The organism is Pseudomonas sp. AFG_SD02_1510_Pfu_092, assembly GCF_003331055.1.
In the GTDB taxonomy this organism is placed as follows: domain Bacteria; phylum Pseudomonadota; class Gammaproteobacteria; order Pseudomonadales; family Pseudomonadaceae; genus Aquipseudomonas.
Map to the genome: position 1 here is coordinate 1 of NZ_PUQD01000087.1, position 15,083 is coordinate 15,083.

General features: G+C 65.4%; 11 protein-coding genes, 4 tRNA genes and 1 pseudogene. All 16 read left to right on the forward strand.

What is annotated here, in order from left to right; all coding sequences use genetic code 11:
* Window positions 1–213 precede the first annotated feature (213 nt).
* Window positions 214–1,218 (forward strand): aspartate-semialdehyde dehydrogenase, encoded by a 1,005-nt coding sequence (locus C6A77_RS23765; RefSeq protein WP_114171810.1) that lies wholly within the window; start codon window positions 214–216, stop codon window positions 1,216–1,218.
* Window positions 1,219–1,289: 71 nt separating this feature from the next.
* Window positions 1,290–3,971: a FimV/HubP family polar landmark protein gene (locus tag C6A77_RS23770; protein ID WP_114171811.1), complete on the forward strand. Its 2,682-nt coding sequence runs from the start codon at window positions 1,290–1,292 to the stop codon at window positions 3,969–3,971.
* 188 nt (window positions 3,972–4,159) lie between these two features.
* Entirely contained in the window at window positions 4,160–5,020 is an 861-nt protein-coding gene (gene truA, locus C6A77_RS23775; protein ID WP_114171812.1) for a tRNA pseudouridine(38-40) synthase TruA, read from the forward strand.
* A gap of 61 nt (window positions 5,021–5,081) precedes the next feature.
* On the forward strand, window positions 5,082–5,702 hold the full coding sequence (locus C6A77_RS23780; RefSeq protein ID WP_114171813.1) for a phosphoribosylanthranilate isomerase: 621 nt from the start codon (window positions 5,082–5,084) through the stop codon (window positions 5,700–5,702).
* A 218-nt stretch (window positions 5,703–5,920) separates the two neighbouring features.
* A complete protein-coding gene (accD, locus tag C6A77_RS23785) occupies window positions 5,921–6,814 on the forward strand; it encodes an acetyl-CoA carboxylase, carboxyltransferase subunit beta (protein ID WP_013971609.1) in 894 nt (297 codons plus the stop codon).
* Window positions 6,814–8,117: pseudogene (folC, locus tag C6A77_RS23790) on the forward strand (bifunctional tetrahydrofolate synthase/dihydrofolate synthase); the annotation flags it as partial. The gene accD and the pseudogene folC, both read left to right, overlap by 1 nt.
* On the forward strand, window positions 8,104–8,754 hold the full coding sequence (locus C6A77_RS23795; RefSeq protein ID WP_114171815.1) for an SPOR domain-containing protein: 651 nt from the start codon (window positions 8,104–8,106) through the stop codon (window positions 8,752–8,754). The pseudogene folC and the gene C6A77_RS23795, both read left to right, overlap by 14 nt.
* Before the next feature lie 201 nt (window positions 8,755–8,955).
* Window positions 8,956–9,513 (forward strand): CvpA family protein, encoded by a 558-nt coding sequence (locus C6A77_RS23805; RefSeq protein WP_114171816.1) that lies wholly within the window; start codon window positions 8,956–8,958, stop codon window positions 9,511–9,513.
* A 42-nt stretch (window positions 9,514–9,555) separates the two neighbouring features.
* Window positions 9,556–11,061: an amidophosphoribosyltransferase gene (gene purF, locus C6A77_RS23810; protein ID WP_114171817.1), complete on the forward strand. Its 1,506-nt coding sequence runs from the start codon at window positions 9,556–9,558 to the stop codon at window positions 11,059–11,061.
* 16 nt (window positions 11,062–11,077) lie between these two features.
* Complete coding sequence (locus C6A77_RS23815) at window positions 11,078–12,289, forward strand: O-succinylhomoserine sulfhydrylase (RefSeq protein ID WP_114171818.1); 1,212 nt, start codon at window positions 11,078–11,080, stop codon at window positions 12,287–12,289.
* Window positions 12,286–13,059: an SDR family oxidoreductase gene (locus C6A77_RS23820; RefSeq protein WP_114171819.1), complete on the forward strand. Its 774-nt coding sequence runs from the start codon at window positions 12,286–12,288 to the stop codon at window positions 13,057–13,059. Before C6A77_RS23815 ends, C6A77_RS23820 begins: the two co-directional genes overlap by 4 nt.
* Before the next feature lie 239 nt (window positions 13,060–13,298).
* Window positions 13,299–13,374: transfer RNA gene (locus tag C6A77_RS23825), tRNA-Val, on the forward strand.
* 67 nt (window positions 13,375–13,441) lie between these two features.
* Window positions 13,442–13,518: transfer RNA gene (locus C6A77_RS23830), tRNA-Asp, on the forward strand.
* 100 nt (window positions 13,519–13,618) lie between these two features.
* Window positions 13,619–13,695, forward strand: a tRNA-Asp gene (locus C6A77_RS23835).
* A gap of 141 nt (window positions 13,696–13,836) precedes the next feature.
* Window positions 13,837–13,913: transfer RNA gene (locus C6A77_RS23840), tRNA-Asp, on the forward strand.
* A gap of 199 nt (window positions 13,914–14,112) precedes the next feature.
* On the forward strand, window positions 14,113–14,952 hold the full coding sequence (locus tag C6A77_RS23845; protein WP_114171820.1) for a DUF2242 domain-containing protein: 840 nt from the start codon (window positions 14,113–14,115) through the stop codon (window positions 14,950–14,952).
* Window positions 14,953–15,083: the final 131 nt, after the last annotated feature.

The window sequence follows — 15,083 nt, forward strand, 5'->3', positions numbered from 1 at the left end:
GCATCCATGCCCGTCACCTCCCTCCGCAAGGCCTGCGTTCGGCCTCCTGAAGTCGCGAAGATCAAGATCAAGATCAACGGCAAGAGCAAGAGCAAGAGCAAGAGCAAGAGCAAGAGCAAGAGCCAAGCAGCGGGAGTTTGGGCCGGCACAGACAAAACCTTACAATCCGAGTAAAGTGCCGCCCCCGCCGTTTTCAGCAGAAGGAGCCCTTCCATGACCCACCCCCTGGACATCGCCGTCGTCGGCGCCACCGGCAGCGTCGGTGAAGCCCTGGTGCAAATCCTCGAAGAGCTGGCCTTCCCGGTCGCCACCCTGCACCTGCTCGCCAGCATGGAATCGGCCGGCAGCAGCGTGATGTTCGCCGGCAAGAAGCTGAAGGTGCGCGAAGTGGACAGCTTCGACTTCGCCCAGGTCAAGCTGGCCTTCTTCGCCGCCGGCGCCGCCGTCAGCCGCAGCTTCGCCAGCAAGGCGCTGCAGGCCGGCTGCACGGTCATCGACCTGTCCGCCGGCCTGGACGACGCCCTGGCCCTGGTGCCCGAAGCCAACGCCGAACGCCTGGCGGGTCTGGCGCTGCCAGCGCGTATCGTCAGCCCCTGCTCGGCAGCGGTAGCCCTGGCCGTCGCGCTGGCGCCGCTCAAGGGCCTGCTGGACATCGAGCGGGTACAGGTGATGGCCGCGCTGGCAGTGTCTGCGCAAGGCCGTGAAGCGGTCAGCGAACTGGCCCGGCAAACCGCCGAACTGCTCAATGCCCGCCCCCTGGAGCCGCGCTTCTTCGACCGCCAGGTCGCCTTCAACCTGTTGGCCCAGGTCGGCGCTGCCGATGAGCACGGCCACACCGCGCTGGAACGCCGCCTGGTCAGCGAACTGCGCGTGCTGCTCGGGCTGCCTGAACTGAAGATTTCCGTGAGCTGCGTTCAAGTCCCGGTGTTTTTCGGCGATAGCTTCAGTGTGGCGGTGCAGAGCCGTCGCCCGGTGGACCTGGCGGCCGTCAACCAGGCCCTCGAAGCGGCTGACAGCGTCGAATTGGTCGAGCGCGACGATTATCCGACCCCGGTCGGTGACGCAGTAGGCCAAGACGTGGTCTATGTTGGTCGTGTAAGGCACGGTATTGATGAAGACCAGCAGCTCAACCTCTGGCTGACCACCGATAACGTGCGCAAGGGCGCCGCGCTCAACGCCGTGCAGGTGGCGCAATTGTTGATTAAACACATGCCGTAAAAGATACTGACGAGCACTTTTGTCCTGCTCCGCATGCAGGTTTCAGGACGCTTCATACAAGGGAAGAGGTCATGCTTCGAATTCGCAAACTGGTTCTGGCCATGGCTGCCGCCTCGGCGCTGTCGTCGGGTATGGCGAATGCCCTGGGCCTGGGGGAGCTGACCCTCAAGTCGGCACAGAATCAGCCGCTGGACGCCGAGATCGAACTGCTTGACGTGCGCGACCTCACCGCCGCCGAAGTGGCGCCGAGCCTGGCGCCGCCGGAAGACTTCAGCAAGGCCGGGGTCGCACTGCCGACCTACCTCGAAGACCTGACCTTCACGCCGGTGATCAACCCCAACGGCAGGAGCGTGCTGCGGGTTACCTCCAGCCAGCCGCTGCCGGGGCCGGTGGTCAAGTTCCTGGTTCAGGTGATGTGGCCGCAAGGCCGCCTGCTGCGTGACTACAGCGTGCTGCTCGACCAGGCCAAGGCCCAGGGCGACAAGCCGGCGGCGGGCAATGTCGCGCCAGCGGTAACCGCTGCCGGCAGCTACACCACCCAGCGTCGCGACACCTTGTGGCAGATTGCCGCGCGCAACACCCAGGGTGGTTCGATCCAGCAGACCATGATCGCCATCCAGGCGCTGAACCCGGACGCCTTCATCGGCAACAACATCAACCAGCTGAAGGTTGGCCAGGTGCTGCGCCTGCCCGACCAGCAGCAGATCCAGAGCATCCCGCAGGGCGAGGCGACCGCCGAGGTGGCCGAGCAGTACGCTGCCTGGCGTGAAGGCCGCCGTCTGGGCCCGCGCGCCCGCCAGCTGGACGCCACCCGCCGTGGTGCCGCCGAGGCAGCGCCGGCACGTATCGCCCAGGGCGACAACCTGCGCCTGGTCAGCCCGGGCAACCAGGCCGGTGCCGACCAGGCCAAGGCCCTCAACGACAAGCTGGCAGTGGCCCAGGAAAGCCTGGACACCAGCCGTCGCGACAATGACGAACTGAAAAGCCGCATGGCCGATCTGCAGAGCCAGCTGGACAAGCTGCAGCGTCTGATCGAGCTGAAGAACAACCAACTGGCCCGCCTTGAAGCCCAGGGCGCGGCCGCACCGGCGCAGCCGGTGGTCCAGCCTGCGCCGGCCACCGTCGATACCGCGCCCAAGCCGCTGCCGGCCAGCGAGCCCGTAGTCACCGAACAGCCGGGCGGCATGATCGATGAAATCACCGGCAACCCGTTGCTGCTGGGGCTGATTGCCGGCAGCGCCTTCCTCGTCTTGCTGCTGCTGTTGCTGCTGCTGGCGCGCAAGCGCAAGGCCCAGCAGGAAGCCGAGAAGCACCTGCGCATGGCGCGGGCTCTGGAAGAAGAGCAGAACACTGGCTTCGACAACGACAGCGCCAGCCTCGAGGGCGTCGAGGTTTCGGCGCCAAGCGTGACCCTGTCGCCGGCCGTGGTCGCGGCTTCGGCTGCCGCCGCCACCGCTGCGGAAAAACCCGTTGCGCCAGCCGTCGAAGTGCAGCCTGAACCGCAAGCCGACCCGTACGCCGCGCTGCTGGCGGAGGTCGAGCAATGCCTGGCCGAAGGCCGCCTGAACCGCGCCAGCGACTTGCTGGAGCCTGCCGTGGCCGCCGCGCCGCAGCGTGACGACCTGCGCCTGAAACTGATGAGCGTGTACGCCCGCCAGGGTGATCAGAGCGCGTTCGCCGAGCAGGAGCGCAAGCTGCCGGGCAGCGAGCAGAACAGCGCCGCGGTTGCCGAACTGAAAGAACGCTACCCGGCCATGATCGGCCTGGCCGCCGCCGGCCTGGGCGCGGCAGCGCTGGCTGCCGAGATGGATGAGCAGTACGTGCAGGAGCTGCTGCAGGATCAGCCTGAAGCGCCAGTGGTCGATGACCTGGCGGCCGAGGATGACGTGCCGGCGTATGAGCCGCAAATGCCGCTTGAGCCAGAGACCTTGGCGCAAGCGGAGCCTGAGGCAGGGCTGGATGCTTTCGATGAAGTGCCCACGCTCGATGTTACCGGTCTGGACGAGCACGCCCTGGATGAGCACAGCCTGGACAGCGCCTTCGATCTGAGCCTCGGTGAAGACCTGCCCGAAGAGGATCCGCTGGCCACGCAGCCTGCATTCGACGAGTCGGTACTGGATGAGCAATCAGCTCAACCGGAAGAGCAACCGTTTGCCGTGGATGCCGAGCTGCAGGCCGATGCCGACGCCGATTTCGAGGCCATGCTGGCCCAGGCCCAGGCCGAGTCGCAGCCCGCTGTCGACATGTCCGATTTCGACCTCGATGTCAGTGAGCCGGTAGCCCCCGCCGCCCCGGCTGTAGGCGATGAAACCCCGGTCGATGTCGCCGCCGAACTGGCCGCCTTCGACAGCGTGCCGGCATTCGACCCGCTTTCCGAGTTCGACCTGCCGTCCGACTTCGACCTGTCGCTGTCGCTGGAAGACGATTCGCCGGCGGCCAAGAGCTTTGCCTCGGAGCTGGACGACGTCAACGCCGAACTCGACAAGCTGTCGCAGAGCCTCGAATCGCCGTCGCTGGAGCCGCACTTCACCAGCGAAGACGCCGCTGCCCAGCCTGAGCCCGAGCCGCTGGACGACCTGGACTTCGACTTCTTCTCCGGCAGCGATGAAGTGGCCACCAAGCTGGACCTGGCCCGCGCCTACATCGACATGGGCGACAGCCAGGGCGCGCGGGACATCCTCGACGAAGTGGTCAAGGATGGCGACGACAGCCAGCGCCAGGAAGCCGAGGACATGCTCTCGCGGTTAGTCTGATGTAAGCAGGGCCGGCCTCTTCGCGGGCTCGCCCGCTCCCACAGGTTTCTCACGCGACCTGAAGTGAGGCCTGTGGGAGCGGGCAAGCCCGCGAAGAGGCCATCAAAGGCAATGCACATTCAACGGCAGCCCTACACGGCTGCCGTTGTCGTTATAATCCCCGCCATTTCGTACACCCCACAGGTTTCATGCTCTTGGACATCATCGACACTGCCGCCGCCGAGTCCGCGGCCGAAGGCTACTCCCGCATCGCCCTGGGTGTGGAATACAAAGGCGCGCGCTACCGTGGCTGGCAGCGCCAGGCCAGCGGCGTGCCCAGTGTCCAGCAGGCTCTGGAACAGGCCCTGTCCAAGGTGGCCAACGAGCCGATCTCGGTCATCTGCGCCGGGCGCACCGATGCTGGCGTCCACGGCTGCGGGCAGATCGTCCACTTCGACACCCGTGCCGTGCGCGACGAGCGCGCCTGGACCATGGGCACCAACTTCAACCTGCCGCACGACATCAGCGTGGCCTGGTCGCGACCAATGCCGGCCGACTTCCATGCCCGCTTCAAGGCCTGTGCGCGGCGTTACCGCTACGTCATCTACAACGACCCGATCCGCCCGGCGCACATGGCCGAGGAAGTCACCTGGAACCACCGCCCGCTGGACGTCGAGCGCATGGCCGAAGCCGCCCAGTACCTGCTCGGTACCCATGACTTCAGCGCTTTCCGCGCCAGCCAGTGCCAGGCCAAGTCGCCGATCAAGCACATCTATCACCTGCGTGTCACCCGCCATGGCCAGATGATCGTGCTGGATGTGCGCGCCACCGCCTTCCTGCACCACATGGTGCGCAACATCGCCGGCGTGCTGATGGCCATCGGCGCCGGCGAACGCCCGGTCAGCTGGGCGCGCGAGGTGCTGGAAGGGCGCGACCGCCGTGAAGGCGGGGTCACCGCGCACCCCTACGGGCTCTACCTGGTGCAAGTGGAGTACCCCGAGGAGTACGCGTTGCCCAAGCGTTACATCGGCCCACACTTTTTGACCGGCTACGAGGCATTGGCAGACTGACGGCGCAAAAGGCATTTGCTAACATCCGGCCTTTCACCGTAACGAGCAGGGTTCGCTGTCCATGAGCAACGTTCGCAGCAAGATCTGCGGGATTACCCGCATCGAAGACGCACTGGCCGCTGCCGAAGCGGGCGCCGATGCCATCGGCCTGGTCTTCTATGCGCAAAGCCCGCGCGCCGTGGATGTGCGCCAGGCGCGGGCGATCATCGCCGCGCTGCCACCGTTCGTGACCACGGTCGGGTTGTTCGTCAACGCCTCGCGGTGCGAGCTGAACGAGATCCTCGAAGTGGTTCCGCTGGACCTGCTACAGTTCCACGGCGACGAAACCCCGCAGGACTGCGAAGGCTACCATCGCCCCTGGATCAAGGCCCTGCGCGTGCGCCCGGGCGACGACCTGGAGGCGGCCTGTCAGCGTTACGCCGGCGCCAGCGGCATTCTGCTGGATACCTTCGTGCCGGGGGTGCCTGGCGGCACCGGTGAGGCGTTCGACTGGTCGCTGGTGCCGGCGCGCCTGAGCAAGCCGGTCATCCTCGCCGGTGGGCTGTGTGCCGACAATGTCGGCCAGGCCATCGCTCAGGTGCGGCCGTACGCGGTCGATGTCAGTGGCGGCGTGGAGCAGGCCAAGGGCATCAAGGATGCGGCGAAGATCGAGGCCTTCCTGCGTGCGGTGAAACAGGCGTGATGGCAGATGTGACGGCTGGCTGCGCGCCATCGTCCATAGCTTTCGCAGCCCTGCGGGGCAGCCGCCTGTGCCTGTGGCGGCAAAAACCCATTAGCGATGGCCTGGTGCGCCGGAAGCCCCGGCGGCCGCGCCCTCATCGTTTCATAAGATTTTGAGCTCAAGGGCAGGGCAGGGCCGGCGACACCGCCCCCCGCCTGCCAATACTGGAGAAAGAAAGCATGAGCAACTGGTTAGTCGACAAACTGATCCCTTCGATCATGCGTTCCGAGGTGAAGAAGAGCTCGGTGCCTGAAGGCCTGTGGCACAAATGCCCGGCCTGTGAGGCCGTGCTGTATCGTCCGGAGCTGGAAAAGACCCTGGATGTCTGCCCCAAGTGCAACCACCACATGCGCATCGGCGCACGTGCACGCATCGACATCTTCCTCGACGCCGATGGCCGTGCCGAGCTGGGCGCCGACCTGGAACCGGTCGACCGCCTGAAGTTCCGTGATGGCAAGAAGTACAAGGACCGTCTGGCTGGCGCACAGAAGCAGACCGGCGAGAAAGACGCACTGATTTCCATGAGCGGCACCCTGATGGGCATGCCGATCGTGGTCAGCGCCTTCGAGTTCTCGTTCATGGGCGGTTCCATGGGCGCCATCGTCGGCGAGCGCTTCGTGCGTGCGGCCAACTATGCCCTGGAACATCGCTGCCCGATGGTCTGCTTCTCCGCCTCGGGCGGTGCGCGCATGCAGGAAGCGCTGATCTCGCTGATGCAGATGGCCAAGACCTCGGCCGTACTGGCGCGCCTGCGCGAAGAAGGCATCCCGTTCATCTCGGTACTGACCGACCCGGTGTACGGTGGCGTTTCCGCCAGCCTGGCCATGCTCGGTGACGTGATCGTCGGTGAGCCGAAAGCGCTGATCGGCTTCGCCGGCCCGCGCGTGATCGAGCAGACCGTACGCGAGAAGCTGCCAGAAGGCTTCCAGCGCAGCGAGTTCCTGCTGGAGCACGGTGCCATCGACCTGATCATCTCGCGTGGCGAACTGCGCCCGCGTCTGGCTCGCCTGCTGGCCCAGATGACCGGCCAGGAAACCCCGGAACAGGCGCGTGAGGCGGCTGCCGTCGCGTGATGAAACAACGATCCCTGGGCGAGTGGCTCGCCTACCTCGAGCAGTTGCACCCTTCGGCCATCGACATGGGCCTGGAGCGGTCGCAGCAGGTGCTGGCCCGGCTGGGGCTGGGCAAGCTGGCGCCGCGGGTGGTGACGGTGACCGGCACCAACGGCAAGGGCTCGACCTGCGCTTTCGTGGCCTCGTTGCTGCGTGCCCAGGGGCTCAAGGTCGGCGTGTACAGCTCGCCGCACCTGTTGCGCTACAACGAGCGGGTGCTGATCGATGGCCACGAGGCCAGCGATGAGCGCCTGTGCGAAGCCTTCGCCGCCGTCGAGGCGGCGCGCGGCGACATTTCCCTGACCTACTTCGAGATGGGTACCCTGGCGGCGTTCTGGTTGTTCTACCAGTCGCAGCTGGATGCCGTGGTGCTGGAAGTGGGCCTTGGTGGCCGCCTGGACACCGTCAACGTGGTGGACGCCGACCTGGCCCTGGTGACCAGCATCGGTGTCGACCATGTCGATTACCTGGGCGACACCCGCGAGCAGGTGGCCTTCGAAAAGGCCGGTATCTTCCGTCAGGGCAAACCGGCCCTGTGCGGTGACCTGGACCCGCCGCAGCCGTTGCTGGACAAGGCGGCCGAACTGGCCGCGCCACTGTTCCTGCGCGGGCGTGACTTCGACCTGGCCAGCGCCGATGGCAGCTGGAGCTGGCGCGGTACTGCAGCGGATGGCGCGCAAGTAGCGCTGCACAATCTGCCGTTGCTCGACCTGCCCATGGAAAACGCCACGGTCGCCCTGCAGGCGTACCTGCTGACCGGCCTGCCGTGGGATGCCGGGCAGCTTCGCCAGGCACTGCTGGATACCCGCATCACCGGGCGCCTAGACCGCCGTCTGCTGAGTTGGCAGGGCAAGCCGGTGGAGCTGCTGCTGGACGTCGGGCATAACCCGCACGCCGCCGAGTACCTGGCCCGGCGCCTCGCGGCCCGGCCGCTCAAGGGGCGCCGCCTGGCGGTGTTCGGCCTGCTCGCCGACAAGGACCTGGACGGTGTTGTCGCGCCGCTGCAGGGCCTGGTCGATGACTGGGCGGTGGCGCCGCTGGACACCCCGCGCAGCCGACCGGCGGCAGAGCTGGCAGCAGCCTTGACGAACCTCGGTGCGGCGGTGAAGTCTTATGCCAGCGTCGATGCTGCCCTTGAAGGGCAGTGCGCGCAGGCTACGGCGGATGACCAGATCTTGCTGTTCGGTTCGTTTTTCTGTGTTGCCCAGGCACTGGAATGGCTGGCGCAGCACGCCCAGGAGGGGGAGTAGATGGCAGTGCTGGACAAAGGGATGAAGCAGCGCATGGTGGGTGCGTTGGTGCTGGTGGCGCTGGCGGTGATTTTCCTGCCGATGCTGTTCAGCCGCGAGGACGAGATGCGCCAGGTGCATGTCGAAGCCCCGCAGGCGCCGGCCATGCCAAACCTCCCGGAGGTGAAGGTGGAGCCGGTCGCCGTGCCGGAGCCGCAGGCCATTGCCCAAGAGCCGCAAGAGGCCCCGGTGGTGGTGGACGAGTCCGCTGCGCCGGCGACCGCGCCCAGCCAGCCGATTACACCCTCGCCTCAGACCCAGACCCAGCCTCAGGTGCAGGCGCAGCCCGCCAAGCCCCAGGCGCCCGTGGCCAAGGTCGAGCCTCAGCCGGCAGCCAAGGCGGCCGCGCCGTCGAAGATCGATGTCAATGGCCTGCCGGTCAGCTGGACGATCCAGTTGGCCAGCCTGTCCAACCGTGCCGGGGCCGAGAAACTGCAACAAACCTTGCGTAGCCAGGGTTACAACGCCTATATCCGCTCAGCCGGTGGCATGAACCGCGTGTACGTGGGGCCGCTGATCGAGCGCGCCGAGGCCGAACGCGTACGTGACGCCGTCAATCGCCAGAACAGCCTCAAGGGCTTTGTGGTGCGCTTCCAGCCTGAGCGCAGCTGATACCCCCCAGGGGCGGCTTTGCCACCCATCGCCGGCAAGCCAGCTCCCACCCTCGACCGCACTGCTTTCAAGTCCAGTGCAGTCCCCGTGGGAGCCGGCTTGCCGGCGATGAGGCCAACACCAATCTGTCTGACATTCCGCTTACCCAACCCCCCACCGCTCTGGTAAAATGCGCCGCCTCAAACGTCTGCAGGCAGCGCCGTGGCATTTACCTTGGTTGATTGGGCGATCATCGCGATCATCGCCGTCTCCACACTGATCAGTCTCAAGCGCGGCTTCGTCAAGGAAGCCTTGTCCTTGCTCATCTGGATCATTGCCGGCGCGGTTGCCTGGATGTTCGGCGGTTCGCTCTCGGTGTATCTTGAAAGCTACATCCAGACGCCATCGATGCGGGTCATCGCCGGCTGCGCGATTCTTTTCGTCGCCACCTTGCTGGTGGGGGCCATGCTCAACTTCCTCATCGGCGAACTGATTCGCGTGACCGGGCTGTCCGGCACCGATCGTTTCCTCGGCATGGCCTTCGGCGCCGCGCGCGGGGCCCTGCTGGTGGTGGTGGCCATCGGGCTGATCAGCCTGGGGCCGGTTCAACAAGACACCTGGTGGCAGGAATCTCGCCTGATACCACAATTTCTCTTGGTCGCCGACTGGTCGAAAAACCTGATCCTGGGTTTTACCGGCCAGTGGTCGCCCAGTGGGCTGATCGGCACTCCGGCTGATCTTCCGTTCAAGGAACAGTTGCTCGGGCCGGCAAAGCCCTGAGCGCTATTCACTCAAGTTTCGTCAAAGTAGGGGTTGCGTCGCATGTGTGGCATCGTCGGTATCGTCGGTAAGTCGAACGTCAATCAGGCGCTGTATGACGCGCTTACGGTCCTCCAGCACCGCGGCCAGGACGCTGCCGGTATCGTGACCAGCCATGACGGCCGGTTGTTCCTGCGCAAGGATAACGGCCTGGTGCGCGATGTCTTCCAACAGCGCCACATGCAGCGCCTGGTCGGCAGCATCGGCATCGGCCACGTGCGCTACCCGACTGCGGGCAGCTCGACCTCGGCCGAGGCCCAGCCGTTCTACGTCAACTCGCCGTACGGCATCACCCTGGCGCACAACGGCAACCTGACCAACGTCGAGCAGTTGGCCAAGGAGATCTACGAGTCCGACCTGCGCCACGTCAACACCAACTCCGACTCGGAAGTGCTGCTGAACGTGTTCGCCCATGAGCTGGCGGTGCGCGGCAAGCTGCAGCCGACCGAAGAAGACGTGTTCGCCGCTGTTTCCCACGTGCACAGCCGCTGCGTCGGCGGTTACGCGGTCGTGGCGATGATCACCGGCTACGGCATCGTCGGCTTCCGTGACCCCAACGGTATCCGCCCGGTGGTGTTCGGCCAGCGTCACACCGACGAAGGCGTGGAATACATGATCGCCTCGGAAAGCGTGGCCCTGGATGTGCTTGGCTTCACCCTGATCCGCGACCTGGCGCCGGGCGAAGCGGTGTACATCACCGAAGAAGGCCAGCTGTACACCAAGCAGTGCGCCGAAGCGCCGAAGCTGCAGCCGTGCATCTTCGAGCATGTCTACCTGGCCCGCCCGGACTCGATCATGGACGGCGTGTCGGTGTACAAGGCCCGTCTGCGCATGGGTGAAAAACTGGCCGACAAGATCATGCGCGAGCGCCCGGAGCATGATATCGATGTGGTCATCCCGATTCCGGACACCAGCCGCACTGCGGCACTGGAGCTGGCCAACCGCCTGGGCGTGAAGTTCCGCGAAGGCTTCGTCAAGAACCGCTACATCGGCCGGACCTTCATCATGCCCGGCCAGGCCGCGCGCAAGAAATCGGTGCGCCAGAAGCTCAACGCCATCGAACTGGAGTTCCGTGGCAAGAACGTGATGCTGGTGGACGACTCGATCGTGCGCGGCACCACCTGCAAGCAGATCATCCAGATGGCCCGCGAAGCCGGCGCCAAGAACGTCTACTTCTGCTCCGCCGCCCCTGCGGTGCGTTACCCCAACGTCTACGGCATCGACATGCCGAGTGTTCACGAACTGATCGCCCACAACCGTACCACCGAACAGGTGGCCGAGTTGATTGGTGCCGACTGGCTGGTCTACCAGGACCTGCCGGACCTGATCGACTCGGTCGGTGGCGGCAAGATCAAGATCGAGCAGTTCGATTGCGCGGTATTCAACGGTGAATACGTCACTGGCGATATCGACGAAGCCTACCTCGAGCGCATCGAGCAGGCCCGTAATGACCTGGCCAAGGTCAAGAACCAGGCCGTCAGCGCGATCATCGACCTCTACAACAACTGACTTCGGGAGCGACGGCATGACGGATCAATGGGATGCCGGACGACTGGACAGTGACCTCGAGGGTGTCGGTTTCGACACCCTGGCGGTGCGCGCCGGTCAAAACCGTACACCGGAGGCCGAGCACAGCGAAGCGCTGTTCCTGACCTCCAGCTACGTGTTCCGCACGGCGGCCGACGCCGCTGCGCGCTTTGCCGGTGAAACGCCGGGCAACGTCTATTCGCGCTACACCAACCCGTCGGTGCGGGCCTTCGAGGAGCGCCTGGCCGCCATGGAGGGCGCCGAGCAGGCAGTGGGCACCTCCACCGGCATGGCGGCGATTCTCGCCGTGGTGATGTCGCTGTGCAGCGCTGGCGACCATGTGCTGGTGTCGCAGAGCGTATTCGGCTCGACCATCAGCCTGTTCGAGAAGTACTTCAAACGCTTTGGCGTGCAGGTGGACTACGTGCCACTGGTCGACCTGGGCGGCTGGGAAGCGGCCATCAAGGCCAACACCAAGCTGCTGATCGTCGAATCGCCGTCCAACCCGCTGGCCGAACTGGTCGATATCGCCGCCCTCAGCGAAATCGCCCACGCCCGTGGCGCCATGCTGGTGGTCGACAACTGCTTCAGCACCCCGGCGCTGCAGCAGCCGCTCAAGCTGGGTGCCGACATCGTATTCCATTCGGCCACCAAGTTCATCGACGGCCAGGGCCGCTGCATGGGCGGTGTGGTGGCCGGCCGTGCCGAGCAGATGAAAGAAGTGGTGGGCTTCCTGCGCACCGCAGGGCCGACCCTCAGCCCGTTCAACGCCTGGATCTTCACCAAGGGCCTGGAAACCCTGCGCCTGCGCATGCGTGCGCACTGCGAAAGCGCCCAGGTGCTGGCCGAATGGCTGGAGCAGCAGGAGGGCGTGGAGAAGGTGCATTACGCCGGCCTGCCGAGCCACCCGCAGCACGAACTGGCCAAGCGCCAGATGAGTGGTTTTGGTGCGGTGGTCAGCTTCGAGGTCAAGGGTGGCAAGGAAGGCGCCTGGCGTTTCATCGACGCTACCCGGGTGATTTCCATCACCACCAACCTCGGTGACAGCAAGACCACCATCGCCCACCCGGCCACCACCTCCCACGGCCGCCTGACGCCGCAGGAGCGTGAAGCTGCCGGTATCCGCGACAGCCTGATCCGCGTGGCCGTGGGCCTGGAAGACGTGGCCGACCTGCAGGCCGACCTGGCGCGCGGGTTGGCGGCGCTGTGATCGAAATCGGCGGCGCCACGCCCGGCCATAATGGCCGGGTGGCCTTGGTGACCGGTGCCGCGCGCGGCATCGGCCTGGGTATTGCCGCCTGGCTGATCTGCGAAGGCTGGCAGGTGGTGCTCAGCGACCTCGACCGCCAGCGCGGCGCCAAGGTGGCCAAGGCCCTGGGTGACAATGCCTGGTTCATCACCATGGACGTTGCCGACGAGGCCCAGGTCAGTGCCGGGGTGTCCGAGGTGCTGGGGCAGTTCGGTCGCCTGGACGCGCTGGTGTGCAACGCGGCGATCGCCAACCCGCACAACCAGACCCTGGAAAGCCTGAGCCTGGCGCAGTGGAACCGGGTGCTGGCGGTCAACCTCAACGGCCCGATGTTGCTGGCCAAGCATTGTGCGCCGTACCTGCGCGCGCACAACGGGGCTATCGTCAACCTCACCTCCACCCGGGCGCGCCAGTCCGAGCCCGATACCGAGGCCTACGCGGCGAGCAAGGGCGGCCTGGTGGCCTTGACCCACGCGCTGGCCATGAGCCTGGGCCCGGAGATCCGCGTCAATGCGGTGAGCCCGGGCTGGATCGATGCCCGCGACCCGTCGCAGCGCCGCGCCGAACCGCTGACCGAAGCCGACCATGCCCAGCACCCGACGGGCAGGGTAGGGACGGTGGAAGATGTGGCGGCCCTGGTGGCCTGGCTGCTGTCGCGCCAGGCGGGGTTCGTCACCGGCCAGGAGTTCGTGGTCGATGGCGGCATGACCCGCAAGATGATCTATACCTGAGCATTCTGCATATCCTGTACCGGCCTCTTCGCGGGTAAACCCGCTCCCACAGGTACTGCACAGTTCTCAAGACCTGTGCAGTACCTGTGGGAGCGGGTTTACCCGCGAAGAGGCCAGCACAGACAACCGCACCGCTTTTGCCTTTTTTGAAAAAAATCCAACGGGGCTATTGACTTAGCTTCGCCATCTGCGTAAATTTCGCGGCCTCAGCGAAGCAAACGCAACAAGCAACATCGCGAGGGTGATTAGCTCAGCCGGGAGAGCATCTGCCTTACAAGCAGAGGGTCGGCGGTTCGATCCCGTCATCACCCACCACTTCCTGAGATGTTCCTGGTGCTTCAGGTTTCGCAAGAAGCCGAATGGCCAGAGAGGAACGCACTGCGCAGCGGTAGTTCAGTCGGTTAGAATACCGGCCTGTCACGCCGGGGGTCGCGGGTTCGAGTCCCGTCCGCTGCGCCATTTTTCAGTAACAGATGGGTGCCTGGCACCGGTCTGAAGCCACAAGGCAAAACGCCTTGGGCTGATCCCAGTTTCAATCGGGCGCAAGCCTGAACGATACGCAGCGGTAGTTCAGTCGGTTAGAATACCGGCCTGTCACGCCGGGGGTCGCGGGTTCGAGTCCCGTCCGCTGCGCCATCTTCGCCTCGAGGCCCCTTGAACGCCTCGAAGCAAACACAAGAGAAGCGATCACGATATCGCTTTTTTTGTGCCTGCCATGAGGCCTCCGCGCCGGAAGGGCAGACCCAGGTTTCAATCGGGCGCAAGCCTGAATGATACGCAGCGGTAGTTCAGTCGGTTAGAATACCGGCCTGTCACGCCGGGGGTCGCGGGTTCGAGTCCCGTCCGCTGCGCCATCTTCGCCTCGAGGCCCCTTGAACGCCTCGAAGCACGGAAAAGCGACCTCAGGGTCGCTTTTTTCGTTTCTGCGCCTGGGGCATCCCCGGCCTTGAGCCAGATTTACACGAATCTGACAGACTCTTCACCGATCAGCGGTTCCTGTGCCAGCCTGTGTGTTGCACAATAGGCACCCTCTCGACATACCCGGAATTCGCAATGACCAGATCTTCCGTCTTTGGTGCGCTCGGGCTGGCCCTGGTGCTGGCGGGCGTGACCGGTTGTTCCTCGAAAAAGGCCGCCGTCTACGAGCACGAGAACTTCGATGACTCGGGCACCTTCTCGCGCAGCTTCCCGGTGAGCGATGCCGGCTCCTGCGAGGCTGCCCGGCGTGCCTTGCTCAGCCAGGGCTATATCATCACCAGCAGCGGCGCCAACCAGGTGATGGGCAACAAGAGCTTCCAGCAGAACAGCGAGAACCACCTGCAGATCAGCTTCAACGTCACCTGCGCGCCGGATGTGAGCGACGAACAGCGCTCGACCATGTTCGCCAACGCCTTGCAGGACCGCTATGCGCTGAAAAAATCCAATACCTCCGCCAGCCTGGGCGTGGGGGTACTGGGTTCGGTGTCGATGCCGATCGGCTCCAGCGACGATTCGATGGTCAAGGTGGCCAGCGAGACGGTGACGGCGGCGCAGTTCTACGACCGCTATTTCGCCCTGGTGGAAAGTTACCTGCCCAAGCCCAAACCGAAGCAGCAGAGCAAGGCCAAGGTCGAGGAGCCTGCGCCGAAGGCAGACGTGCCGGCGCCTGCCCTGGGGCTGCCGGAACAGGCCACGGCGGCACCGGTCGCGCCGGCACCGGCAGCACCGCCAGCTGCGCCGTTGGTCGAGGCGACGCCAGCGCCTGCCGCAGCTGCTCCGGCCGACGAGGCGGCAGTGGCACCGGTGCTGGATGACAGCCAGGGCTCGCAACCGGTGGCACCGCCGGTGGAGGCTGCGCCGATCGAGGTGCAGCAGCAGGCACAGCCTGCCGAGGCCGCGTCGCCTTCACTTTGATGCGTCGCCTGTCCCGGCCCAATAGCGGGGGAAACCCCGAAAAAGGCCGGGGAAGGGGGGCCCCCCACAAAAGCCCCCCCCCGGAGGGGAGGGACCCCCGCGACAGGTTACCCAGAGAAAAAAGGGAATGT